The sequence below is a fragment of the Pseudoxanthomonas sacheonensis genome, assembly GCF_031455975.1.
GTDB classification, from domain to species: Bacteria; Pseudomonadota; Gammaproteobacteria; order Xanthomonadales; family Xanthomonadaceae; genus Pseudoxanthomonas_A; species Pseudoxanthomonas_A sacheonensis_A.
Genome location: NZ_JAVDTT010000001.1, coordinates 1,171,772 through 1,195,233, shown reverse-complemented (window position 1 = coordinate 1,195,233; position 23,462 = coordinate 1,171,772). Strand labels below are relative to the sequence as shown.

The 23,462-nt window shown below is 63.2% G+C and carries 18 protein-coding genes; 11 read left to right on the top strand and 7 right to left on the bottom strand.

Annotated elements, in window-relative coordinates; translation table 11 throughout:
- Positions 1-15 precede the first annotated feature (15 nt).
- Positions 16-936, top strand: a complete 921-nt coding sequence (locus J2W94_RS05365) for a phosphoglycerate mutase (RefSeq protein ID WP_310090855.1) — start codon at positions 16-18, stop codon at positions 934-936.
- Between the two features lie 2 nt (positions 937-938).
- On the top strand, positions 939-2,684 hold the full coding sequence (gene recJ / locus J2W94_RS05360) for a single-stranded-DNA-specific exonuclease RecJ (RefSeq protein ID WP_310090854.1): 1,746 nt from the start codon (positions 939-941) through the stop codon (positions 2,682-2,684).
- On the opposite strand, the gene J2W94_RS05355 is transcribed toward recJ, so the two are convergent.
- Positions 2,626-3,819: an acyltransferase family protein gene (locus J2W94_RS05355; protein WP_310090853.1), complete on the bottom strand. Its 1,194-nt coding sequence runs from the start codon at positions 3,817-3,819 to the stop codon at positions 2,626-2,628. The genes recJ and J2W94_RS05355 overlap by 59 nt on opposite strands.
- A gap of 159 nt (positions 3,820-3,978) precedes the next feature.
- Between J2W94_RS05355 and J2W94_RS05350 the strand changes: the two genes are divergently transcribed.
- The 5 genes from J2W94_RS05350 to J2W94_RS05330 all read left to right on the top strand — a co-directional run bounded on the left by J2W94_RS05350 (position 3,979) and on the right by J2W94_RS05330 (position 11,353).
- A complete protein-coding gene (locus J2W94_RS05350; RefSeq protein WP_310090852.1) occupies positions 3,979-4,890 on the top strand; it encodes a LytTR family DNA-binding domain-containing protein in 912 nt (303 codons plus the stop codon).
- A gap of 49 nt (positions 4,891-4,939) precedes the next feature.
- Positions 4,940-6,065, top strand: a protein-coding gene (prfB, locus tag J2W94_RS05345; RefSeq protein WP_310090851.1) for a peptide chain release factor 2 whose coding sequence is annotated in 2 segments (ribosomal slippage) — positions 4,940-5,014 and positions 5,016-6,065 — 1,125 coding nt in all. Because the reading frame shifts where the segments join, the coding sequence is not laid out codon by codon here.
- 149 nt (positions 6,066-6,214) lie between these two features.
- Positions 6,215-7,729, top strand: coding sequence for a lysine--tRNA ligase (gene lysS, locus J2W94_RS05340; RefSeq protein WP_310090850.1), 1,515 nt, complete (start codon positions 6,215-6,217; stop codon positions 7,727-7,729).
- Positions 7,730-8,023: 294 nt separating this feature from the next.
- Positions 8,024-9,163, top strand: a complete 1,140-nt coding sequence (locus J2W94_RS05335) for a two-component system response regulator (protein ID WP_310090849.1) — start codon at positions 8,024-8,026, stop codon at positions 9,161-9,163.
- Between the two features lie 21 nt (positions 9,164-9,184).
- On the top strand, positions 9,185-11,353 hold the full coding sequence (locus tag J2W94_RS05330) for an ATP-binding protein (RefSeq protein WP_310091591.1): 2,169 nt from the start codon (positions 9,185-9,187) through the stop codon (positions 11,351-11,353).
- An 82-nt stretch (positions 11,354-11,435) separates the two neighbouring features.
- Here J2W94_RS05330 and J2W94_RS05325 read toward each other — a convergent pair whose 3' ends face one another.
- Positions 11,436-12,305, bottom strand: coding sequence for a crotonase/enoyl-CoA hydratase family protein (locus J2W94_RS05325; protein WP_310090848.1), 870 nt, complete (start codon positions 12,303-12,305; stop codon positions 11,436-11,438).
- A 270-nt stretch (positions 12,306-12,575) separates the two neighbouring features.
- Complete coding sequence (locus J2W94_RS05320) at positions 12,576-14,261, bottom strand: long-chain fatty acid--CoA ligase (protein ID WP_310090847.1); 1,686 nt, start codon at positions 14,259-14,261, stop codon at positions 12,576-12,578.
- Between the two features lie 94 nt (positions 14,262-14,355).
- Here J2W94_RS05320 and J2W94_RS05315 point away from each other — a divergent pair, with 94 nt between their 5' ends.
- Positions 14,356-14,817: a nuclear transport factor 2 family protein gene (locus J2W94_RS05315; RefSeq protein WP_310090846.1), complete on the top strand. Its 462-nt coding sequence runs from the start codon at positions 14,356-14,358 to the stop codon at positions 14,815-14,817.
- Positions 14,818-14,903: 86 nt separating this feature from the next.
- Here the strand turns inward: J2W94_RS05315 and acnA are convergent, their stop codons facing one another.
- Positions 14,904-17,666 (bottom strand): aconitate hydratase AcnA, encoded by a 2,763-nt coding sequence (acnA, locus tag J2W94_RS05310; RefSeq protein ID WP_310090845.1) that lies wholly within the window; start codon positions 17,664-17,666, stop codon positions 14,904-14,906.
- 235 nt (positions 17,667-17,901) lie between these two features.
- On the opposite strand from acnA, the gene J2W94_RS05305 reads away from it, so the two are divergent.
- From J2W94_RS05305 to acnB, 3 genes are read left to right on the top strand one after another with little or no spacing between them, the layout of a single operon-like run.
- Positions 17,902-18,147, top strand: a complete 246-nt coding sequence (locus J2W94_RS05305) for an AbrB/MazE/SpoVT family DNA-binding domain-containing protein (RefSeq protein WP_093280101.1) — start codon at positions 17,902-17,904, stop codon at positions 18,145-18,147.
- Positions 18,148-18,159: 12 nt separating this feature from the next.
- Positions 18,160-18,561, top strand: a complete 402-nt coding sequence (locus J2W94_RS05300) for a type II toxin-antitoxin system VapC family toxin (RefSeq protein ID WP_310090844.1) — start codon at positions 18,160-18,162, stop codon at positions 18,559-18,561.
- Between the two features lie 39 nt (positions 18,562-18,600).
- Entirely contained in the window at positions 18,601-21,186 is a 2,586-nt protein-coding gene (gene acnB / locus J2W94_RS05295; RefSeq protein WP_310090843.1) for a bifunctional aconitate hydratase 2/2-methylisocitrate dehydratase, read from the top strand.
- A gap of 55 nt (positions 21,187-21,241) precedes the next feature.
- On the opposite strand, the gene hflD is transcribed toward acnB, so the two are convergent.
- From hflD to J2W94_RS05280, 3 genes are read right to left on the bottom strand one after another with little or no spacing between them, the layout of a single operon-like run.
- Positions 21,242-21,853 carry a high frequency lysogenization protein HflD gene (gene hflD / locus J2W94_RS05290; protein ID WP_310090842.1) on the bottom strand — a complete coding sequence of 204 codons (612 nt, stop codon included), beginning with the start codon at positions 21,851-21,853 and terminating at the stop codon, positions 21,242-21,244.
- Positions 21,850-23,004 (bottom strand): tRNA 2-thiouridine(34) synthase MnmA, encoded by a 1,155-nt coding sequence (mnmA, locus tag J2W94_RS05285; protein WP_310090840.1) that lies wholly within the window; start codon positions 23,002-23,004, stop codon positions 21,850-21,852. The genes hflD and mnmA overlap by 4 nt, the downstream gene beginning before the upstream one ends.
- Positions 23,001-23,462, bottom strand: coding sequence for an NUDIX hydrolase (locus J2W94_RS05280; protein WP_310090838.1), 462 nt, complete (start codon positions 23,460-23,462; stop codon positions 23,001-23,003). Before J2W94_RS05280 ends, mnmA begins: the two co-directional genes overlap by 4 nt.

The window sequence follows — 23,462 nt, the reverse complement described above, 5'->3', positions numbered from 1 at the left end:
GGGCGGTCAACGACGATGGCATCGGCAACGCTGCTGTTGCCCGCGCGTTCGCGGTTCGCGGGCCGACCGTTGCCGGCAGCGTTCGCCAAGGCGCTGGCGCAAGCCGATCGCGAAAGCAGCGAGGCGGGCGAACCCGGGCAACTGCGCCGCCATTTCCAACTGATTCCGGACCACTGGCCCGTCGCCGCGCTCACCCGGCAACTGGATGCCGGCGACGCGGCGCAATCGTCCTGGCTACGGGTGGACCCCGCGCATATCGCCCCGGACATGGGCGGAGCACGCATGCTCTCGCATGGCGACTCGTTAGGGCTCACCGCCGAGGACAGCGCCCAACTGCTACCGGCCTTGCGGCCGCTGTTCGGCGATGCCGGTTTCGCCCTCGACGCGCCGCGGCCTTCGCGCTGGTACCTGCGCCTTCCCCGGGAATCGAAATTGCCGGCGTTCGCGGCGCCCGACGAGGTGCTGGGCGAGGACCTGTTCGCCCACCTGCCCGAAGGCGACCTGGGACGCCGTTGGCGCGCGCTGCTCACCGAAACCCAGGTCGTTCTGCATAACCATCCCTGGAACGCCATGCGCGCTTCGCTAGGCAAACCGGCGGTCAACTCCCTCTGGTTCTGGGGCGCGGGCGCGCTGCCGGATTTCGTGCGCACGCATTACCGCCAGGTCAAAGGCAACGAGATTCTGCTGCGGGCATTGGCCAATGCCGCAGGAGTGTCGGCGACGACCGCCGACGCGGAGGAAGTCGACGCGCTGGTCGATCTGCGCCATCTGCGCGACCTGGCGCTGGTGGCTCACGAGGCCGTACAGCCGCTGCTGGAAGCGGTACGCAAACGCGAGCTGCAGTCGCTGACCCTCGACTTCGAAGACGGCGCGATTTTCCATCTGCGTCGCGACCAGCGTTGGCGGTTCTGGCGGAAGCCGTTGGCGACGCTGTAAGCATGGCTCAAGGCCCGAGGATCCGTCGCCGCGAGAGCGATACGGTAGGACGCTGGCCGGAGAGCCTTCCGCCGCTGCTGCGCCGCATCTACGCCGGACGCGGCGCGACCAGCCTGGAGCAGGCGCAGCCGAAGCTGGCGCAACTGCTGCCGCCCGAAACCCTGGGCGGGCTGGCCGAAGCGACCGCATTGCTTGCCGATGCGATCGCCGCCCAACGCCATATCGTCGTGGTCGGCGACTTCGATTGCGACGGCGCCACCGCTTGCGCCGTCGGCGTGCGTGGATTGCGCATGCTCGGCGCAACGCGTGTGACCCCGGCAGTGCCTAACCGCATGGTGCACGGCTATGGCCTGTCGCCGGCCTTGGTGGGCGAGCTCGCCGCGCTGGAACCCGACCTGTTGGTGACCGTCGATCACGGCATCGCCTGCCATGCAGGCATCGCCGCAGCCAAAGCGCTGGGATGGAAGGTGCTGGTGACCGACCATCATCTGCCTGGCGAGGTGTTGCCGCCGGCCGATGCCATCGTCAATCCCAACCTGCGCGGCGACGCGTTCCCCAGCAAGATGCTGGCGGGCGTGGGGGTGATGTTCTACGTGCTGCTGGCGTTGCGGAAGCAGCTGCGCGAGCAAGGTGCGCTGGCACAAGGCGAGCCCGATCTTTCCATGCTGCTCGATCTGGTTGCGGTCGGCACCATCGCCGATCTGGTTCCGCTCGACGTCAACAATCGCGCGCTGGTCGGCGCTGGACTGCGGCGGCTGCGTGCAGGGCAGGGGTGCGCAGGACTCCGGGCGCTGATCGAGGTCTCGGGCCGCGAGGCCGCCCGGCTGACCGCTGCGGATATCGGTTTCGCCATCGGACCCCGGCTCAATGCCGCCGGCCGCCTGGAAGACATGGCCATCGGCATCGAATGCCTGCTCAGCGACGACGCCACCCAGGCCTATGAACTGGCGCAGATATTGAATGGGATCAACGCCGAACGCCGCGGTGTGCAGCAGCAGATGGTGGACGAAGCCGAAGCTGCGATCGAACGGCTCGAAAGCGCGGGCAACCAGCAGACGCCGATCGCGCTATGCCTGTTCGATGCGGAATGGCATCCGGGCGTGGTCGGCCTGGTGGCGTCGAAGGTGAAGGAAAAACTGCATCGTCCGGTGATCGCCTTCGCGCCGTCGGAACCGGGCGGCAGCAGTCTGCGCGGATCGGCAAGATCGATTCCCGGTTTTCATATCCGCGACGCGCTGGCCAACGTGGACGTCGCCTATCCGGGACTGATGGGCAAGTTCGGCGGTCACGCCATGGCGGCGGGACTGAGCCTGGAAGCAAGAGAGTTCGCTCGTTTCCAGGCCGCTTTCCTCGAACAGGTCGAGGCGATGATGGATCCAGCCATGCTGCATGCGGAACTGCTGAGCGACGGCGAACTGTCGGCCGAGGAGTTCGTCGCGGCCAACGCCGAGGCGCTGCGCAGCGGCGGGCCCTGGGGGCAGGGCTATGGCGAGCCGCTTTTCGATGGCGTGTTCGAGGTGATCGACTGGCGCGTGGTCGGCGAACGCCATCTCAAGCTCAGCTTGCGAGTCCAAGGCCGCCGGGAACCGCTCAATGCCATCCACTTCGGCGGCTGGCGCGAACAGGAACCCGAATCGCGCCTGCGCCTGGCGTATAGGCTGGTCCCGGACGACTATCGCGGTGGCGCGGCTATCCAGCTGATTGTCGAACATCGGGAAGCAGCAGTCCGGGTGGACGGCGATACTTGAGCCCGAACAGCGGCCGCATCCAATTCATCCGCCTGATGATTTCGTAGCCGCCGAAACAGACGGCGAACGTCAGCACGATCAGCAATGGCCCTTCGAACACGGGCGCAATGCCCAGCGGTTTCAGGTTGTACGCGGCGACCACGATGACGCTCTGATGCAGGATGTAGACCGGGAACACCGCCGGCACCAGATAGCGCAGCGCAGGGCTGTCCGCATGGCGGAAGCGGTAGGCGAAGCCGAAGATGGCGGCGATGCTGCTCCATTGGTTCAGCGCCCACACCGTCCGTTGGAACTGGCGCAAGGCATCCGGCGGTGGGTTGGCGTCGCCAAAACCGCTGCCGTAGAAGTACCAGACGATGAACCCATAGCTGCCGGCGGCCAGGGCCAGCGATGCCCAGCGCAGACGCTGCAGCGCTTCCCAGAATCCGGTGGCGCGTGCCATCAGGAAGCCGAGCAGGAATACACTGAAGTACTGCGCATGGTTGTACCAGTCGTCGACCAGCGCATGGGTGGCTTCGAAGCGTTCGACCAGCGCGATCCGTGCGACCGCCAGCAACAGTACCGGCCACAGCAGTACGCCCCAGCCGGATAGTCGGCCACCCAGCCATTCCCGCGCATGCCGGCAGACGTTTGGCATCAGCCGGGCGATCAGCCAGATCGCCACGGTGTACACCCACAGATAAGCAACGAACCACAGGTGGTTCCAGGTCGGCAGATCCAGGCAGCCATCGTCATCGCAGAACGTCCCGTCGTTCGCCAGATAGCGCCCCCAGAAGGCCAGATAGCCGTCGTGGTAGCCGCCGGGGATGCGCGAATCCATGACTTCGTAGTACGCCTGCGGCACCACGATGACCAGCATCCCGAAGACCAGTGGAACCAGCAGGCGCCAGGAACGCGACTTCAGGAATCCCTGCGGCTGCTTGCCGAACAGAAAGGCGCTGGCGGCACCGGACACCAGGAAAAGCAGCGAGAGCCGCCAAGGACTGCTCAGCAGCATCAGCGGCTCGATGGTTCCGCTGGCGTAGGGACTCTTCACATGCCAGTCCCAGGTCACGTAGTACATGCCCACGTGATAGAGGACAAGCACGCCGAAGGCGCAGACGCGTACCCAGTCCAGGTCGTGGCGACGTTCCATGGCGAATTCCCGTTCTCAGTGAAGATGACGGCCATTGGGACGCCGGCAGTCCTGCGGCGCGAGCGCAAAGGGACGGGTTGCCGGGACGAAGGGACGAACTGCAGTCCCACGGGGACGACCGTTGGCAGGAAATTCCGTGCGCTCGCCTAGAATGCGCCTATGCCCGAATCCGCTACCGATGCCGCCTATCGCCGTTTCCTGCCCTGGCGCCGTACCTTCGAGATCGGCTTCTGGGTATTGCTGATCGGCATCAACTGCGTGGGCAACAGCATCACTACGCTGATGGAAATCCGTCGTGGCCGGTCTGACATCCTGAGCTGGGAGCCGGCGGTGTGGGAGTCCAGCAGCGCGGTGATGTGGCTGGTGGTCTTGCTGCCCGCCATTGTCTGGTTCACTCGCCGCTTCCCGCTGCACTGGGACAACTGGCGGCGACAGCTGCCCTGGTATCTGCTGGCCAGCGTGCTGGTTTCAATATTGCACGTGACGGGCATGGTCGCCCTGCGCGTGCTGATCTATCGCTGGCAGGGCCTGGAATACGACTTCGGCCCCTGGGGCCGGGAATTCCTGTACGAATATCTGAAAGATGTCCGCAGCTTCATGATCATGGTGTTCAGCATCGAGGCTTACCGTTTCCTGCTGCGTCGCTGGCAGGGCGAAGCCAGTCTGCTCGACACGCCTGATGAGGGACCGCCGGTGGAGCGGATCGAACTGCCCGAGCGCTTCTTGGTGCGCAAACTGGGCAGGGAATTCCTGGTCGCAGCCAACGACATCGAATGGATCCAGGCTTCGGGCAACTACGTCAACCTGCGCATGCGCCAGCACGACTATCCGCTGCGCAGCACCATCGCGGCCATCGAGACCAAGCTCGATCCGCGCCGCTTCGCGCGGGTCCACCGCAGCTATCTAGTCAATCTGGACCAGGTCGCCTCTATCGAGCCGATGGATACCGGAGACGCACGCCTGCACCTGAAGGATGGCACCACGCTGCCGTGCAGCCGCCGCTATCGCGCCGACCTGCGCGGGCGAGTGGGCGCGGGAGTGGGCGTGGAATTGGGCACACCCAGCGCCTGAACCCGGCGGCCTGCTAGAATTCGCGGCTGTTTCGCATCCCAATACCCTCATGATCGAACTCAACCCCATCCGCCAGCGCATCGCCGATCTCCAGGAACGGCTGCATTCGCTTCGGGGGTATCTTTGACTACGACGCCAAGCGCGAGCGCCTGGAAGAAGTAAACCGGGAGCTGGAAAGCCCCGACATTTGGAACAACGCCGAATACGCGCAGACCCTGGGCCGCGAACGTTCCAGCCTGGAAAAGAACGTCAACGGCATCGTCAGCCTGGAAGAAGGCCTGACCGGAGCGGTCGAACTGCTGGAGTTGGCCGAAAGCGAAAACGACGAGGAAACCGCCCTGGCGGTGGTCGCCGACGTCGATCGCTTCAATATCCACGTGGAAAAGCTGGAATTCCAGCGCATGTTCTCCGGCGAACTCGATCCGGCCAACTGCTTCGTCGATATCCAGGCCGGCGCCGGCGGCACCGAGGCGCAGGACTGGGCCGAGATGATGCTGCGCATGTACCTGCGCTGGTGCGAATCGCGCGGCTGGAAGACCGAGCTGATGGAGGCCAGCGCCGGCGAAGTGGCGGGCATCAAGTCGGCCACCTTCCGTGTAGAGGGCGACTATGCCTACGGCTGGCTGAAGACGGAGATCGGCGTGCACCGCCTGGTGCGCAAGTCGCCGTTCGACTCGGACAACCGCCGCCATACCTCGTTCACTTCGGTATTCGTGTCGCCGGAAGTCGACGACAACATCGAGATCGACATCAATCCCGCCGACCTGCGCACCGACGTCTATCGCTCTTCCGGCGCCGGCGGCCAGCACGTGAACAAGACCGAGTCGGCGGTGCGCATCACCCACATCCCGACCAATACCGTGGTCGCCTGCCAGACCGGCCGCAGCCAGCACGCCAACCGCGACACCGCGATGAAGATGCTGAAGGCCAAGCTGTACGAGCTGGAAATCCAGAAGCGCAACACCGAACGCGACGCGCTGGAAGCGACCAAGTCCGATATCGGCTGGGGCAGCCAGATCCGCAACTACGTGCTCGACCAGAGCCGGATCAAGGACCTGCGCACGGGCGTCGAACGCACCGACACCCAGAAGGTGCTGGACGGCGACCTGGACGAATTCGTCGAGGCCAGCCTGAAATCGGGCCTGGAAGCCGGTTCCAAACGTAGCGACGCATAAGACGGCAAGAAGGCGGATCGAAAACTGGGCCGTCATCCCCGCGCAGGCGGGGACCCAGCGACTTTCGCTTCGCCGAGCAAAATCAAAGACACTGGGTTCCCGCCTGCGCGGGAATGACGATCAAAAGCAGCGTAGCCACGGCCATCTCCATGACAGAAAACTCCACCCCTCCCGTCGATGAAAACAGCCTCATCGCCGAGCGTCGCGCGAAACTCAAGGCGTTGCGCGGGCAGGGCATCGCGTTCCCCAACGACTTCCGCCGCGTCGACTACGCGGGCGACCTGCAGGCGCAGTACGGCGACAAGGACCTTTGGTCCGCCGAGGCGCTGGAGGCCGCACAGCGCGAAGTGAAGGTGGCCGGACGCCTGATGGCCAAGCGGGTGATGGGCAAGGCCAGCTTCGCGCAGATCCAGGACGAATCCGGGCGCGTGCAGCTGTTCCTGCAATCCAACACCCTGGGCGAGGTCTACGACGCCTTCAAGGGCTGGGACGTCGGCGACATCGTCGGCGTGGAGGGCGGACTGACCCGCACCCGCACCGGCGAACTGTCGGTCAAGGTGACCAGCCTGCGCCTGCTGACCAAGTCCCTGCGCCCGCTGCCGGACAAGTGGCATGGCCTGTCGGATGTGGAGCAGCGCTACCGCCAGCGCTATGTCGATCTGATCGTCACCCCGGAAGCGCGCGAAGTCTTCATCAAGCGCTCCAAGATCATCCGCGCCATGCGCGAATGGCTGGATGCCCGGCGTTTCCTGGAAGTGGAGACGCCGATGATGCATTACATCCCCGGCGGCGCGGCGGCCAAGCCGTTCACCACCCACCACAACGCCTTGGGCCTGGACCTGTACCTGCGGGTGGCGCCCGAGCTGTATCTCAAGCGCCTGGTGGTGGGCGGCATGGAGCGCGTCTACGAAATCAATCGCAACTTCCGCAACGAAGGCGTCAGCACCCGACACAACCCCGAATTCACCATGCTGGAGTTGTACGAGGCCTACGCCACCTACAACGAGATCATGGACCTGACCGAAGGCGTGATCCGCGATGTGGCCCATGAAGTGCTGGCCACCGGCCAGGTGCTGTGGGACGGCGAACGCATCGATCTGGACCCGGCTTTCCGCCGCTGGCGCATGGACGAAGCGGTGCGCCACCACAACCCGGAGATCAGCCTGGCCGACTGCACCGACCGCGAAGCGCTAGTGCGTCACTGCGAGCGCCTGAAGATCCACGTCAAGCCAAGTTACGGTTGGGGCAAGCTGCTGCTGGAGATTTTCGAGAAAACCGTCGAACACACCCTGATCCAGCCGACCTTCATCACCGACCATCCGGTCGAGGTCTCGCCACTGGCCCGTGCCAACGACGACCAGCCCGGCTATACCGACCGTTTCGAGCTGTTCGTCAACGGCAAGGAGCTGGCCAACGGTTTCTCCGAGCTCAACGATCCCGAAGACCAGGCGGCACGCTTCCTGGCCCAGGTCGAGGCGAAGGAGGGCGGCGACGATGAGGCCATGCATTTCGACGCGGATTACATCCGCGCCCTGGAAGTGGGATTGGCGCCCACTGGAGGCCTGGGAATCGGCATCGACCGCCTGGTGATGCTGCTGACCGGTTCGGATTCGATCCGCGACGTGCTGCTGTTCCCCTACATGCGTCCTGAAACCGCGGGCTGAGGCGGTGCTCCAAGTGACGCCATTGGGCAGCTTTTGCCCGTAGATCCCCACTTGCCTTGCCTTGCGTCTCTGGCCGAATGCGCCCCATGAACCTGGGTATCGTTAATATTGTGACGTTCGTCACAATTATTCCCTCAGGGGTTCAGGTAGGAAAAGTGGCACGGTTTCTGCGTTATTCCGGCTAAAGACAGGACTTTTCTCTCGTTCCCCCTAACATGCGGGTGAGGAGTCTCCCAGTTCCGAAGCACCGGTTTGTTCGTCGCCAAGACGAGTTTGCCGGGAGGGGTTGAAGCTATGCTAGATGCCAGCAGGGTCTACACCGGAGTATCCTCACCCGACAGCCACGTTGCGTGGCCTAACGGGGTTGGAAGCGGCTTGGATATCGTCATCGTGGACGATCAGACATCAGCGCGGACGATGCTGCGCCATGTCATCGAGGACATCGCGTCGGAATTATCTGTGCACGACTTCGGCGATCCCGCCGTAGCGCTGGCCTGGTGCGAAGCCAATCGCACCGATCTGCTGTTGCTGGATTACCGCATGCCCGGCATGGACGGACTGGAATTCGCGCGCCGTTTCCGCCGCCTGCCGATGCACCGGGATATCCCGATCATCCTGATCACCGTGGTCGGCGACGAGCCCATCCGCCAGGCGGCGCTGGAAGCCGGCGTCATCGACTTCCTGGTGAAGCCGGTTCGCCCGCGCGAACTGCGCGCCCGCTGCCGCAACCTGCTGCAGCTGCGCCAACAGAGCGAGAACATCAAACAGCGCGCCATGTCGCTGGAGCAGCGGCTGCTTTCGAGCATGCATGAAGTGGAAGAGCGCGAACGCGAGACGCTCTCGCGGCTGGCGCGCGCCATCGAATACCGCGACAGCGGCACCAGCGCCTACCTCGAGCGCATGGCGCATGTCGCCGGTCTGATCGCCGAACAGCTGGGGCTGCCCGAGGACGAAGTGCGCGCCATCGAGATGGCGGCGCCGCTGCACGACATGGGCAAGATCGCCATCCCCGATTCGGTACTGATGAAACCAGGCCCGTTGACCGAGGAGGAAACCGAGGTCATGCGCCGGCATCCGCGCATCGGCCACGAATTGCTGAGCGGCAGCCACAACCGTTTCATCCAGGCTGGCGCCATCATCGCCTTGCGCCACCACGAGCGTTACGACGGCAGCGGCTATCCCGACGGCCTGAAAGGCGACGCGATCCCGCTCGAAGCCAGAATAGTGGCGGTTGCCGATGTGTTCGATGCGCTGATTTCGCCGCGTCCGTACAAGAAGGCCTGGGATCGCGATGCCGCCCTGGCTTATCTGTACGCGCAGCGCGGCCGCCTGTTCGATCCGGCCTGCGTGGATGCGCTGGGCCGCGGCCGGGCCAGGCTGGACGATATCTGCGACCAGTATTCGACCGTGCACGTCCGCCCGGGCATGCAGTAATCCATGCACGCCTTGTCCGCCATGCACGCCTTGACGACCTGGGTCCGGAGCCGGCTCTCCAATCGCCCTGACAGCGAACACGGCCAGGCCCTCGTGCGCCTGACCCTGATATCGCTGATCCTGGCCTACGCGCTGCTGCCTTCTTCCCGCGAGATGCTGGATGTCCGGGAGTATTCGATCGTGCTGACGATCGTGCTTTCGGGTCTGTTCAACGGCATCGGCATCGTCGCCTGGCTGCTGGTTCGCCCCGGCAAGTCCGGCCCCCGCCGCGCGTTAGGCATGGTGGCCGATTACGGCTTGATGGCCGCCGCCATGATCGGCATGGGCGAGCCGCTCGCCTGGGCCTATATCGTGCTGATGTGGGTCACCGTGGGCAACGGACTGCGCTACGGCAACCGTTATTTGATCATCGCAGTGGCGATGGCCTGCGCTAGCTTCGCCGTAGTGCTGGTGATGAGCGACTATTGGGTGCAGAACCGTACCCTGGGCATCGGCCTGCTGCTGGGCTTGATCGCCGTGCCTATGTACCTGTCCGGCTTACTGCGGCAGTTGACCCGCGCCACCGAAGAAGCCCATCGCGCCAACGAGGCCAAGAGCCGCTTTTTGGCCAACATGAGCCACGAATTCCGCACGCCCTTGAACGGCTTGTCCGGCATGTCCGAGTTGTTGGCCACTACGCAACTGGACAGCGAACAGCGCGAATGCCTGCATACCATCCAGGCCTCCACCCGCAGCATGCTGGCGCTGGTAGAGGACGTGCTGGACATCTCGGCGATCGAAGCGGGCAAATTGAAGCTCGATGTCGTCGAATTCTCGCCGCAGGAGCTGATCGACAACATCGGCATGATCCTGTTGCCGCAAGCCCGCGGCAAACAGCTCAACTACGAAACGCGCATCGATCCGGACGTGCCGGCCAAGTTGCGCGGCGACATCCGCCACCTGCGTCAAGTGCTGCTGAATCTGGCCGGCAATGCGGTCAAGTTCACCAATGCCGGATCCGTGAAGCTGGAAGTCAAACGGGTACCTAGCCACGACGACAAGATAAATCTGCGTTTCATCGTCACCGATACCGGCATCGGCATTCCCGCCAGCGTGCGCGCAAAGCTTTTCGAGGCTTTCGAACAAGCCGACGTCAGCCTGTCGCGACGCTACGGCGGCACCGGCCTCGGCACCACGATCGCCAAGGGCCTTACCGAGGCGATGGGCGGCAGCATCGGCTTCGAAAGCGCCGAGCATCGCGGCAGCAGCTTCTGGGTCGAGCTGCCGTTCGAAGCGGTGCAGACCGTCAAGACGCCAGTGGTTCCGGCGTGGATCGAAGAACAAGAGCAGCACAGCGCGGAAAACATCATCGCGTTCTCCGATCCGTTCCTGCGCCATCGCGCACGCGTGCGCAGCCTGCAGATCCTGGTTGCGGACGACCACGAAGCCAACCGTATGGTCGTCCAGCGCCTGCTGCAAAAAGCAGGGCACCGGGTGGTCTGCGTGAACGGGGGCGAGGAAGTGCTGGACGCGCTGGAAATCGCCGACTACGACACCGTCATCGTCGACTTGCACATGCCCGGTATCAGCGGTTTGGATCTGCTCAAGCAGTTGCGCATCATGGAAGCCGGCGGCGGGCCGCGCACTCCGGTGCTGGTGCTGAGCGCCGACGTTACGCCCGATGCCATCTCGCGTTGCGAACAAGCGGGCGCGCGCGCCTTCCTCGCCAAGCCGATCGTGGCCACGCGCTTGCTGGACGTGCTGGCGGAAATCGCCCAGAACGGCCGCGTTACAGCTCCGGTGCAGATCGACCGGCCTCAGCTTCCGGTCTCGGACGACGTGCTGGACCCGAGCGTGCTCAACGAACTCAGCGTGTTGGGCATGGGCGATGCGTTCGAGCGCGAGTTCATCCAACAGTGCCTCAACGATGCCGAGGGCTGCCTGGGTGCGATGGCCCACGCGATGGAAAGCGGCGACGGCGCCCATCTGCGCGAGCATGCGCATGCGCTGAAAGGCGTTGCCAGCAATCTCGGCTTGGTCAAGCTTGCGCGCGCTAGCGGCGAACTGATGCAAGCGGGCGACAAGGAGATCGCCACGGAATGGCGTCAGCGGCTTGCGATGTTGAACACAAGCCTCAGCCAGGGACGCGTGGCGTTGGAAGCGCGCGGACGTACGCGCGATGGCGTCAAAAAGGACAGCGATCGTTCCTGACGGCTGCGCGGCGCAGCCGTTTTCAACCTTTCCCCCTGTGCTAGTCCTTTAGCGGTCTTGCTCCATAACCTACCGTCTTGGCTTAGGCAGCGCGCACCGAAGCGCGTCTTTCCTGGGCACGCACGATGCGCTCCATCATCTTCAGCGACTTATCGCCCAACGCCAACGCGGTATCCACCCAAACCTCGGTGATGCGCATAAGTTCGTCGTAGCCGACCGGCTGCGCGAGATTGCGGCAAGCATTCATGGCCAGGTAGGCGTGCGAGGAGCGCTGCTGCTTGCTGATCAACTCCTGCACCGCCGATGCGCCCTGGCCCTTGGGAACCAGTACATCCACCACGCCCATGCGGTACATCTCGTCGCTGCTGAAGATATTGCCTTCCAGGATGATCTTTTCCGCCAGCTGCGGCGACATGCGCTTGCACAGGAAGGAATAGGCGCCCATGCCCGGGAACAGACCGAACAGCACTTCCGGCAAGCCCATGTCCACGCCTTCTTCGGCGACGATGGTGTGGCAGGAGAGTGCGATCTCCAAGCCGCCGCCCAATGCGTCGCCCTGAATCAGGGCGATGGTGCGCACATCGCCACCCAAACCGGTGTTGAGGTGGTACACGCCATCGATGCAGCGGCGCGCGTAGCTGAGCAGGCGGTCGCGATTGCCTTCGCGGATCAAGTGCGAGAACAGCGCCAGGTCACCGCCGAGATTGAATGCGGAACCTTCGGACGCAACCACCAGGTGACGCAGTTTGCCCGACTGGCGTTGCGATTCACGCAGAGTGATGGAATTCATGAAGCTGAGCACATCGTCGAGCATCTGGCTGTGGAAGCAAGGGCGAACGCCCGGAGCGGCTTCCGCATGCATGTACATCCAGTGGCTATCGCCACTCGGCTCGGAATCGACGCGAAGGGTCTGGTAGGGGCGGCTGCGTAGCAGTTTTTCGACATTGCTCATTTTTGGATCCTCGGCTTGAATGCGTTGTAAGGGAAGCTATGGGGTCTGGACGGTGCTGCGGTCAAATGTGACTGGCGGGGCCGATCCTACACCTGAACACTCCGTTAAAAACCCCTTGCGGCGCCGTGAAGAACCAATGAAGTGGCAGGGTTAATGTCACAGCTTACAAAAGTGTGACGTAGGTCATAAAATCTCCCTGGGGGCTCCGGGGGGATATGGGCACAGGCCAAAAAAAAAGGCCGGCTTAAGCCGGCCCTCGGGCTGCTGGGCTCAGGACTTCTGCGGCGGAGGGTCGCGCAGCTCCTTGCGCAGGATTTTGCCGACATTGGTCTTGGGCAGTTCGGTGCGGAATTCGACCAGCTTGGGCTGCTTGTACCCGGTCAGGTTCTCGCGGCAATAGGCCTTGATCTGGTCGGCGGTGAGGGAGGGATCCTTCTTGACCACGAATGCCTTGACCGCCTCGCCCGACTTCTCGTCGGGCACTCCGATGGCCGCCACCTCGAGCACGCCTTCCATGCTGGCGATGACGTCCTCGACCTCGTTGGGATACACGTTGAAACCGGACACTAGGATCATGTCCTTCTTGCGGTCCACGATGTAGAAGAATCCGTTCTCGTCCATCTTGGCCATATCGCCCGTGTGCAACCAGCCGTCGGCGTCGATCACGTTGGCGGTCTCCTCCGGGCGCTGCCAATAACCCTTCATCACCTGCGGGCCCTTGATGCATAGTTCGCCGACTTCACCCAAAACGGTAAGGGTCACGCCATCGTCGTCCTTCAGGCATACATCGGTGGAAGGAATAGGCAGGCCGATAGCGCCGTTGTAGTCCTTTAGATCCATGGGATTGATGCAAGCCGCTGGCGAAGTCTCGGTCAGGCCGTAGGCTTCCACCAGCGTCACTCCAGTCACTTTCTTCCATTTTTCCGCGACCGCGCGTTGCACGGCCATGCCGCCGCCCAGGGTCATCTTGAGATTGGAGAAATCGACCTGGTCGAAGCCGGGCGTGTTGAGCAAGCCGTTGAAGAGCGTGTTGACGCCGGTGATGGCGGTGAAACGCGTCTTTTGCAGCTCCTTGACGAAACCGGGCATGTCGCGCGGATTGCTGATCAGGTGGTTGAGCCCCCCCAGTTTCATGAACACCAGGCCGTTCGCCGTCAATGCGAAGATATGGTAGAGCGGCAGCGCGGTGATGATGACCTCATCGCCATGGTCCAGGCCTTTGCCCACCCACACGCCGGCCTGCTGCATGTTGGCCACTAGATTGCGGTGGGTCAGCATGGCGCCCTTGGAAACGCCGGTGGTGCCGCCGGTGTACTGCAGAAAGGCGATGTCCTCTCCGTCTATCTCTATCTCGGGCAACTTGTGCATGCGGCCGAGAGTCAATGCGTCCTTGAAGCGAACGGCGCCGGGGATGTCGTAGTCCGGGACCAACTTCTTCACGTACTTCAGCATGAAGGTGATGATCGCCCCCTTCGGGAAGCCGACCAGATCGCCCAGCCCCGTGGTGATGACCTGCTTGAGCGGCGTATCCGCCACTACTTCCTGCACGGTATGGCCGAAATTGTCCACCACCACCAGCGCGCTGGCGCCCGAGTCGATCAACTGGTGCTTGAGTTCGCGCGCGGTATACATCGGATTGACGTTCACTACCGTCAGTCCGGCGCGCAGGATGCCAAAAATGGCGATCGGATACTGCAGGCAATTGGGCGCCATGATGGCGACGCGGTCGCCTTTCTTGAGCTTCAACTCGCCGAGCAGGTACGCCGCGAAATGACGGCTTAGCGCTTCGATTTCGCTATAGGTCAGGGTCTTGCCGAAGTTGGAGAATGCCGGACGACCGTTGAAATTCCGGACTGCGGTATCGAATACCGAAACGATGGACCGGTATTCGTCCAGATCTATTTCATGCGGCACGCCTTGCGGATAATTCTTGAACCACGGACGATCCTGACTCATCTTTCACTCCCTCCCCAGGGCCTTGGTTTGGTCCGGCACGTGCGAAAAGCAGGTGTCGATTGTGGGGTTCCACGATACGAGCATACCGCCCCGGATGGAAAAGGCGAAGACATTGCAGACCTTTCGACGATTGGCCGGGACCGGTTGGCTGCTGCTGGCTCTGGCAGCGCTGGCGGCTTGCGCACGCGATACCCCAGAAGCGGCATTGCGCGCGCAATTGCAGCGTATGCAGACTGCGGCGAGCGAGCGTAAGACATCGGATTTCATGGAAGGCGTGGCCGACGATTTCGTCGGAAACGAAGGAATGGATCGTGCTGCGTTGCACAATCTAATGCGGGCGCAGGTTCTAGGCAATTCGACGATAGGCGTAACCATCGGACCGGTCGAATTCGAAGAGAAGTCGGGCCAGGCCACCTTGCGCTTCACTGCGCTGCTGACCGGAAGCCAGGGTCGCTTCATTCCCGATAGCGCGCAGACCTATTCCATCACCACTGGCTGGCGGCTGGAAGACGGCGAATGGCGCGTTTACTACGCGCAATGGAAGCCGAATTCGTAGCCAGGAACCCGTCACCGTAGGTCGGGGCTACGCCCCGACGCATGTGATATCAATTGCCGCACGTCGGGGACGTAGCCCCGACCTACCTAGGCAGCTTTTCGGGCCGCCAGTTGACGCAGCACGTAATGCAGCAAGCCGCCGTTACGGAAGTACTCCACTTCCTTGGGCGTCAGCAGCAGCACCTTGGCGTCGAACTTCAGCATGCTGCCGTCCGCGCGGGTCGCGGTGAGCGTGGCAAGTTTGCCGGCGCCATCCTGCAGGCCGGTGATGTCGAAGGTTTCCGACCCGTCAAGGCCCAGCGTCTGCGCGTTCTCGCCGTCCTTGAACTGCAGAGGCAGTACGCCCATGCCGACCAGGTTGGAACGGTGGATGCGCTCGAAACTTTCCGCGACAACCGCTTTCACGCCGAGCAGGTTGGTGCCTTTGGCCGCCCAGTCGCGCGACGATCCGGTGCCGTATTCCTTGCCCGCGAACACCACCAACGGCACGCCGTCGGCCTTGTATTTCATGGCCGCATCGTAGATGGCCATTTTTTCTCCGACAGCGTCTTTACCGCTGAAATAAAGGGTATTTCCGCCTTCTTCGCCGCCGAACATCAGGTTCTTGATGCGGATGTTGGCGAAGGTTCCGCGCACCATCACATCGTCGTTGCCGCGGCGCGAACCATAACTGTTGAAGTCGGCCGGTTGCACGCCGCGCTGCTGCAGGAAGCGGCCCGCGGGCGAGTCCTTCTTGATATTGCCGGCCGGCGAAATGTGGTCGGTGGTGATGGAATCGCCGAACAGACCGAGCACGCGCGCGCCATGCACATCGTCGATGGTGCCGACATGCATGGTCATGCCGTCGAAGTAGGGCGGGTTTTTGATGTAGGTGGAAGATTCGTCCCACGCGTAGGACTCGCCATCGGGCGATTCGATCAACGCCCAGCGCGAGTCGCCCTTGAACACGTCCGCGTAGTTCTGCGCGAACAGCTCCGGCCCCACGGTGGCGGCGATGGTGTCGCCGATTTCCTTGTTGCTGGGCCAGATATCGCGCAGGAAAACGTCCTTGCCGTCCGCTCCTTTGCCTAGCGGCTGCGTGGTCAGGTCGATATTGACCGTGCCGGCGATGGCGTAGGCCACCACCAACGGCGGCGAAGCCAGGTAGTTGGCTTTCACTTCCGGATGCACGCGGCCTTCGAAATTGCGGTTGCCGGACAGTACCGAGGCCACCACCAGTTCGTTTTCGGCGATGCCCTTGGACACCGCATCCGGCAACGGTCCGGAATTGCCGATGCAGGTGGTACAGCCATAGCCGACGACATAGAAACCGAGTTTTTCCAACGGATCCAGCACGCCTGCCTTCTTCAGGTAGTCGGTCACCACCAGCGAACCCGGGCCGAGCGAGGTTTTCACCCAGGGAGCCGCTTTCAAGCCCTTGGCCACCGCATTGCGAGCCAGCAGGCCGGCGCCCAGCATCACCGCCGGGTTGGAAGTATTGGTGCAGGAAGTGATCGCGGCGATGACGACCGAGCCATCGTTGAGCTCGGCATCCTGGTCCTGGATGAAGATCTTCGAAATCGGCTTGGCGGCCAGGTGTTCGGCCTGCGGCTGCCCACCGCCTTCGTCGACCAGACGTTCGATACTGCCGTTCTTGGGTTTTCGGCTGGCGATCAACGGAGCCAGGCTTTCTGTGAAGTTCGCGTGTACGTCTTCCAACAACACGCGATCTTGCGGACGCTTCGGTCCGGCCATCGAAGGCCGCACTTCTGCCATGTCCAGATGCAAGGTCGCCGAGTAGGTCGCTTCCTGTTGACCGGGCTCATGCCATAGACCTTGGGCCTTGGCGTAGCTTTCGACCAGCGCGATCAGATCGGCCGGGCGCCCGGAAAGACGCAGGTAGGTCAACGATTCCGAATCGATGGGAAAGATGCCGCAGGTGGCGCCGTATTCGGGCGCCATGTTGGCGATGGTAGCGCGGTCGGCCAACGGCAGGTGCTGCAGGCCGTCGCCGAAGAATTCGACGAACTTACCGACTACGCCGAATTTGCGCAGCATCTGAGTGACGGTCAGCACCAGATCGGTCGCGGTCGCGCCCTCCGGCATCCTGCCGGTCAGTTTGAAGCCCACTACCTGCGGGATCAGCATGGAGGAAGGCTGGCCCAGCATCGCCGCCTCGGCTTCGATGCCGCCCACGCCCCAGCCCAGCACGCCGATGCCGTTGATCATGGTCGTGTGCGAATCGGTGCCGAATACGGTGTCAGGAAACGCCAGCAGTTCGCCGCCAACTTCACGCTCCATCACCACCCGCGCCAGGTTCTCCAGATTCACCTGGTGAACGATGCCGGTATTGGGCGGCACCACCTTGAAATTACCGAAGGATTTCTGGCCCCAACGCAAGAAGCTGTAGCGTTCCTTGTTGCGTTCGAATTCGATCTTGCCGTTGAGGTCCAGCGCGTCGGCGCGGCCGAACACGTCGACCTGCACGGAATGGTCGATAACCAATTCGGAGGGGATCAGCGGATTGATCTGACTGGCCTTGCCGCCGAGCTTGCCTACGGCATCGCGCATCGCCGCCAGGTCGACCACACAAGGCACGCCGGTGAAATCCTGTAATACCACCCGCGCTGGCATGAAGGCGATTTCGGTGTCCGGCTCGCGGGTGGCATCCCATTGCGCCACCGCTTCGATATGGTCCTTGCCCACGGTCATGCCGCCGTCTTCGTGGCGCAGCAGATTCTCCAGCAGGATCTTCATGGAGTAGGGCAGACGGGCGATATCGAAGCGCTGGCCCAATTTGGGCAGGCTGAAATAGGTATAGGACTTGCCATTGACCTGCAGGGAGGTGCGGGTGGCGAAGGAATCACTCATCGGGAGGCTCCTGTAGCTGGGGGAGGGCGCGCGACTGGCGCTTGCTTCGAGGTCAGACCTCATGCCGCGTCGACCGTTCAGTGATTATCCCCAATCGGGGTGTCATCCACCTTACGACCAATGTAGGTCGGGGCTACGCCCCCGACGCTCCGGGTACACGGACTACAGCCAGTATGCGCGCTTGAGTATGGATAATAAAGTACGTATTATTGACGCATACCTGAGGAGCATGCTGATGGAAGCGACCGTCGCCGAACGTGGCCAGATCACCCTGCCCAAGGCAGTGCGCGATGCCCTGGGCCTGACCAAGGGCAGCATTCTGAAAGTGGAGCTGGAAAACGGCCGCATCGTCCTGCGTAAGAGTGTGGACGACGCGATTTCCCGCGCTCGCGGCCGCTTCAAATTGGACGGCTTCGATTCCACCGACGAAGCCATGCGCGCGATCCGCGGCCGGGCGCCGGGCGATCCGCTGGATCCCTGAGACGGCCTTGTCATGATCGCCATCGATTCTTCCGTGCTGGTGGACCTGCTGGCCGACGGTCCGCAGGCCGACGCCGCCGAAGCCTGTCTACGCCAGTGCCTGAGCAACGGACCTGTCGTGGTATGCGACGTCGCCCTGGCGGAGGTCTGCAGCGCGCTGCGCGATGGCTCGGAAGCCTTGAACGTGCTGGAGGAAATGAGCATTCGTTTCGATGCCCTGGAAGCCAAGTCGGCGCTGCGGGCCGGCGAAATGCAGCGCCGTTATCGCCAGCGCGGCGGCGCCCGTAGCCGCGCGGTGCCCGATTTCCTGATCGGCGCCCACGCGCTGCTGCAGTGCGATGGACTGATCACCCGCGACGACAGCTTCTATCGCGACTATTTCAAGGGTCTCAAGCTGATCGTTCCTGCCGCTTGAACCCATTCACTGACAACTGATTTCCCCGGAGACGTATCCATGCTGCAAGCCTACCGCCAACATGTTGCCGAGCGCGCCGCGCTGGGTATTCCGCCCTTGCCGCTGTCGGCGCAGCAGACCGCCGAGGTGATCGAGCTGCTGAAGGCGCCGCCTGCGGGCGAAGAAACCTTCCTGGTCGAGCTGATCACCCATCGCGTGCCGGCCGGCGTGGACGACGCGGCCAAGGTCAAGGCTTCGTACCTGGCGGCGGTGGCGTTCGGCAGCGAGAAGTGCGCGCTGATTTCCCGCGAACGCGCGACCGAACTTCTCGGCACCATGCTGGGCGGTTACAACATCCATCCGCTGGTGGAACTGCTGGACGACGCGCAGCTGGGCGCCATCGCCGCCGAAGCGTTGAAGAAGACTTTGCTGATGTTCGACGCCTTCCACGACGTCAAGGACAAGGCCGATGCCGGCAATGCGCATGCGCAGGGCGTGATCAAGAGTTGGGCCGAAGCCGAATGGTTCACCAGCCGTCCTGAAGTGCCGCAAAGCCTGACCGTCACCGTGCTGAAAGTGACCGGCGAAACCAATACCGACGACCTGTCGCCTGCGCCCGATGCGACCACGCGCCCTGATATTCCGCTGCACGCGCTGGCCATGCTGAAGAACAAGCGCGACGGCATCACGCCCGAGGAAGACGGCAAGCGTGGCCCGGTGAAGTTCATCGAATCGTTGAAGGAAAAGGGCCACCTGGTCGCTTACGTGGGCGATGTGGTCGGCACCGGTTCCAGCCGCAAGTCCGCGACCAACTCGGTGCTGTGGTTCACCGGCGAGGACATTCCTTTCATTCCCAACAAGCGCTTCGGCGGTGTGTGCCTGGGCAGCAAGATCGCGCCTATTTTCTACAACACGATGGAAGACGCCGGCGCGTTGCCGATCGAACTCGATGTCACCCAGATGAACATGGGCGATGTGGTCGAACTGCGCCCGTACGAAGGTAAGGCGCTCAAGAATGGCGAAGTGATCGCCGAATTCCAGGTCAAGTCGGACGTGCTATTCGACGAAGTGCGCGCCGGCGGCCGTATTCCGCTGATCATCGGTCGCGGCCTGACCGCCAAGGCGCGCGATGCGTTGGGCCTGCCGCCGTCCACGCGGTTCCGCCTGCCGCAGGTGCCGGCCGATACCGGCAAGGGCTTCACCCTGGCGCAGAAGATGGTAGGCCGCGCCTGCGGTCTGCCGGAAGGCAAAGGCATGCGTCCGGGCACGTATTGCGAGCCGAAGATGACCTCGGTGGGTTCGCAGGACACCACCGGCCCGATGACGCGCGATGAATTGAAGGATCTTGCCTGCCTGGGCTTCAGTGCCGATCTGGTGATGCAGTCGTTCTGCCACACCGCCGCCTACCCGAAATCCGTGGACGTGAAGACGCACCACGAGCTGCCGGCCTTCATCAGCACCCGTGGTGGCATCCCGCTGCGTCCGGGCGACGGCATCATCCACAGCTGGCTCAACCGCATGCTGCTGCCCGACACCGTCGGCACCGGCGGCGATTCGCACACGCGCTTCCCGATAGGTATTTCGTTTCCGGCAGGTTCTGGCCTGGTGGCCTTCGCCGCGGCTACCGGCGTGATGCCGCTGGACATGCCCGAGTCGGTGCTGGTGCGTTTCAAAGGCGAGCTGCAGCCCGGCGTGACCTTGCGCGATCTGGTCAACGCGATTCCGCTGTACGCCATCAAGTCCGGCCTGCTGACCGTCGCCAAGCAGGGCAAGAAGAACATCTTCTCCGGCCGCATCCTGGAGATCGAAGGCCTGCCGAACCTGAAAGTGGAGCAGGCGTTCGAACTGTCCGACGCTTCCGCCGAGCGTTCCGCCGCCGGTTGCACCGTGCACTTGGACAAGGCGCCGATCATCGAGTACATCAACAGCAATATCGTGATGCTGAAGTGGATGATCGCCGAAGGCTATCAGGACGTGCGTTCCATCAACCGCCGCATCAAGGCCATGGAGGCCTGGCTGGCCGACCCGCAACTGCTGGCGCCCGATGCCGATGCCGAATACGCGGCGGTGATCGAGATCGATCTGGCCGATGTGCACGAGCCCATCGTCGCCTGCCCGAACGACCCGGACGACGTGAAGACGCTGTCCGAAGTCTCCGGTGCGGCGATCGACGAAGTGTTCATCGGCTCGTGCATGACCAACATCGGCCACTTCCGCGCCGCATCCAAGCTGCTGGAAGGCAAGCGCGATATTCCGACCAAGCTGTGGGTCGCGCCGCCGACCAAGATGGACGCGGCCGAGCTGACCAAGGAAGGCCACTACGGCACCTTCGGCACCGCCGGCGCACGCATGGAGATGCCGGGCTGCTCGCTGTGCATGGGCAACCAGGCGCAGGTGCGCGAGGGCGCCACCGTGTTCTCGACCAGTACCCGCAACTTCCCCAACCGCCTGGGCAAGAACTCGAACGTGTATCTGGGTTCGGCGGAACTGGCCGCGATCTGCTCGCGCCTTGGCCGTATTCCCACCAAGGCCGAATACATGGCCGACATGGGCGTATTGAGCGCCAACGGTGCCGAGATCTACCGCTATATGAACTTCGACCAGATCGAGGACTACAGGGACGCAGCCGACACCGTAAGCGCCTGACCGCGATTGCGATGCACAACAAAAACCCGGCTTCTTGCCGGGTTTTTTTATGGGTTCATCGCAGCCATTCGCTCGCCGCATCGGCCATCGCGCGCCGCGAGAACAGAAAATCCCAATAACTGCCGCCGAGTTGCCGCCACAACACCGCCGAACGCACCGCTGCCAGCAGGATGGCGCGGATCTCCGCCACCACGCCGGGCTGGCCCAGATAGTGCGGATTTCCCTGCACCATCACCCGCGGACGCAGGTGACTGATCGTGTCCGCGTACAAAGCGCCCAGTGCGGAAAGCACTTCCGGGTGCGTGCTGCCGGCGGTCTCCGCCTGGGCCGCGATCTCGTTTATTCCACTAGCGACCGCAGCCGCGGTATCGGTTTCGCCGACGAAACGCCTTTCCAACTGCAACACCGCCAGCGCAAGCCGGGGCAGGCCGTCGTCGCCGGTTTCCTTGTTGAAATAATCGCGCAACAGGCGCAGGCCGGGCGCTAGATCGGCAGCGCGGCCATAGACCGCCTGCGGCGTATCGGCATCGATGCGGAACACGCTGTCCAGCACGGTTTGCACCGCGCTGGCGTCGGACTGGCCGGTCTCGGCGATGCGCCGCACCTGAGCCAAGGCCTGGACCACGCCGGCCAGGGCCAGCACGCGTTCGGAAAGGGATCTGCTCAAGCCGCTTGCTCCGCTGATTTCCGCTTCAATTCCTGCTCCAATTTCTGCTCCAAGGGCGCATTGGTGCGCGCGATCACAGCGCCGCCCAGGCATACATCGCCCTGGTAAAGCACCACGGATTGTCCTGGGGTCACGGCCCGCTGCGGACGCGGGAAGACGACTTCCAGCGTGCCATCGTCCGCCACCTTCACCCGGCACGGTTCGTCGGTTTGCCGATAGCGCGTTTGCGCGGTGCACTCGAACTCGTCGGCAGGAGGGTTCCCTTCCACCCAATGCGCGCTTTCCGACCACAGCGCGGTGGATTGCAGGTAAGGGCTGGCCGACTCCTGATCCACGTACAGCACGTTGCTGGCCACGTCTTTGCCGACCACATACCACGGCGCTGCGGCGCGGCCGCGCACGCCGCCGATCTGCAGGCCTTCGCGCTGACCTAGCGTGAAATAGAAAACGCCCGGATGCTCGCCGATCTTCTGTCCGCCGGGGTCCCGCATCTCGCCGGTCTTGGCGGGCAGGTAGCGGCCGAGGAATTCGCGGAAATCGCGTTCGCCGATGAAGCAGATGCCGGTGGAATCCTTCTTGTCGTGCGTCGGCAATCCCGCTTCGCGGGCGATATCGCGCAAATCCGATTTCTGCAGTTCGCCGACCGGAAACAGGGTCGCCGACAACTGGGCCTGGCCCAATTGGTGCAGGAAATAACTCTGGTCCTTGTTGCGGTCCACAGCACGCAGCAATCTGGACACGCCGCGTTCGCTGGCGATACGGGCGTAGTGGCCGGTGGCGATCTTCTCGGCGCCCAGTTCGCGCGCCGCGTCCAGGAAATGCTTGAACTTCACTTCCCGGTTGCACAGTACGTCCGGATTGGGCGTGCGGCCGGCGGCGTATTCGGCGAGAAAATGCGAGAACACCTCTCGCCAGTACTCGGCGGAAAAATCGCGGAAATGGAAGGGAATTCCGAGTTTTCCGCAGACCGCGACCGCGTCCCGGCGATCTTCTTCGGCACGGCAGTCGCCGCTCCCGTCATCGGCCCAGTTTTGCATGAACAAGCCGGCCACCGAGTCGCCGGTCCGTTCGCCGGCCCTCACCAGCTGAAGAGCGGCCACCGACGAATCCACGCCGCCCGACACACCCACGATGACGCGCGGCGCGCTCATGCGATCTGCTGCAGCATCGATAACGGCGAGCGACGTCCCGCCAGATAATCCTGCACCACCTGCCAGACCAACGGACTGCGGTGACGCGCCTGTTGTTCTTGCAATTCCGCGGGAGTCATCCACAAGGCCTGCACGATACCTTCGTCCAGTTCGCGCGCCGCATCGTGGGCGAGCGGCTCGGCCGCAAACGCGAACCGCAGGTAATGGCGGTCCGTTTCGGCTTTCCACTGGTAGGCGCCGATGAACGCGGTCAATTTCACGTCCCAACCGGTTTCTTCGCGGGTCTCGCGCAGGGCCGCTTCGGACAGGCTTTCATCCGGTTCCAAATGGCCGGCTGGCTGGTTGAATACCAGCTTGCCCTGAGCCCGCTCCTCGACCATCAACAACCGCCCGTCGCGCACCACCACCGTGGCCACGGTTACGTCGGGCTGCCAGAAGCGGCCTTCGCGGTAGCTCAC

Bases quoted from the DNA above. Each gene is read 5' to 3' on its own strand.
- J2W94_RS05365 (WP_310090855.1), top strand. From the start codon at position 16: ATGGCATCGGCAACGCTGCTGTTGCCCGCGCGTTCGCGGTTCGCGGGC.
- recJ (WP_310090854.1), top strand. From the start codon at position 939: ATGGCTCAAGGCCCGAGGATCCGTCGCCGCGAGAGCGATACGGTAGGA.
- J2W94_RS05355 (WP_310090853.1), bottom strand. From the start codon at position 3,819: ATGGAACGTCGCCACGACCTGGACTGGGTACGCGTCTGCGCCTTCGGC.
- J2W94_RS05350 (WP_310090852.1), top strand. From the start codon at position 3,979: ATGCCCGAATCCGCTACCGATGCCGCCTATCGCCGTTTCCTGCCCTGG.
- lysS (WP_310090850.1), top strand. From the start codon at position 6,215: ATGACAGAAAACTCCACCCCTCCCGTCGATGAAAACAGCCTCATCGCC.
- J2W94_RS05335 (WP_310090849.1), top strand. From the start codon at position 8,024: ATGCTAGATGCCAGCAGGGTCTACACCGGAGTATCCTCACCCGACAGC.
- J2W94_RS05330 (WP_310091591.1), top strand. From the start codon at position 9,185: ATGCACGCCTTGACGACCTGGGTCCGGAGCCGGCTCTCCAATCGCCCT.
- J2W94_RS05325 (WP_310090848.1), bottom strand. From the start codon at position 12,305: ATGAGCAATGTCGAAAAACTGCTACGCAGCCGCCCCTACCAGACCCTT.
- J2W94_RS05320 (WP_310090847.1), bottom strand. From the start codon at position 14,261: ATGAGTCAGGATCGTCCGTGGTTCAAGAATTATCCGCAAGGCGTGCCG.
- J2W94_RS05315 (WP_310090846.1), top strand. From the start codon at position 14,356: ATGGAAAAGGCGAAGACATTGCAGACCTTTCGACGATTGGCCGGGACC.
- acnA (WP_310090845.1), bottom strand. From the start codon at position 17,666: ATGAGTGATTCCTTCGCCACCCGCACCTCCCTGCAGGTCAATGGCAAG.
- J2W94_RS05305 (WP_093280101.1), top strand. From the start codon at position 17,902: ATGGAAGCGACCGTCGCCGAACGTGGCCAGATCACCCTGCCCAAGGCA.
- J2W94_RS05300 (WP_310090844.1), top strand. From the start codon at position 18,160: ATGATCGCCATCGATTCTTCCGTGCTGGTGGACCTGCTGGCCGACGGT.
- acnB (WP_310090843.1), top strand. From the start codon at position 18,601: ATGCTGCAAGCCTACCGCCAACATGTTGCCGAGCGCGCCGCGCTGGGT.
- mnmA (WP_310090840.1), bottom strand. From the start codon at position 23,004: ATGAGCGCGCCGCGCGTCATCGTGGGTGTGTCGGGCGGCGTGGATTCG.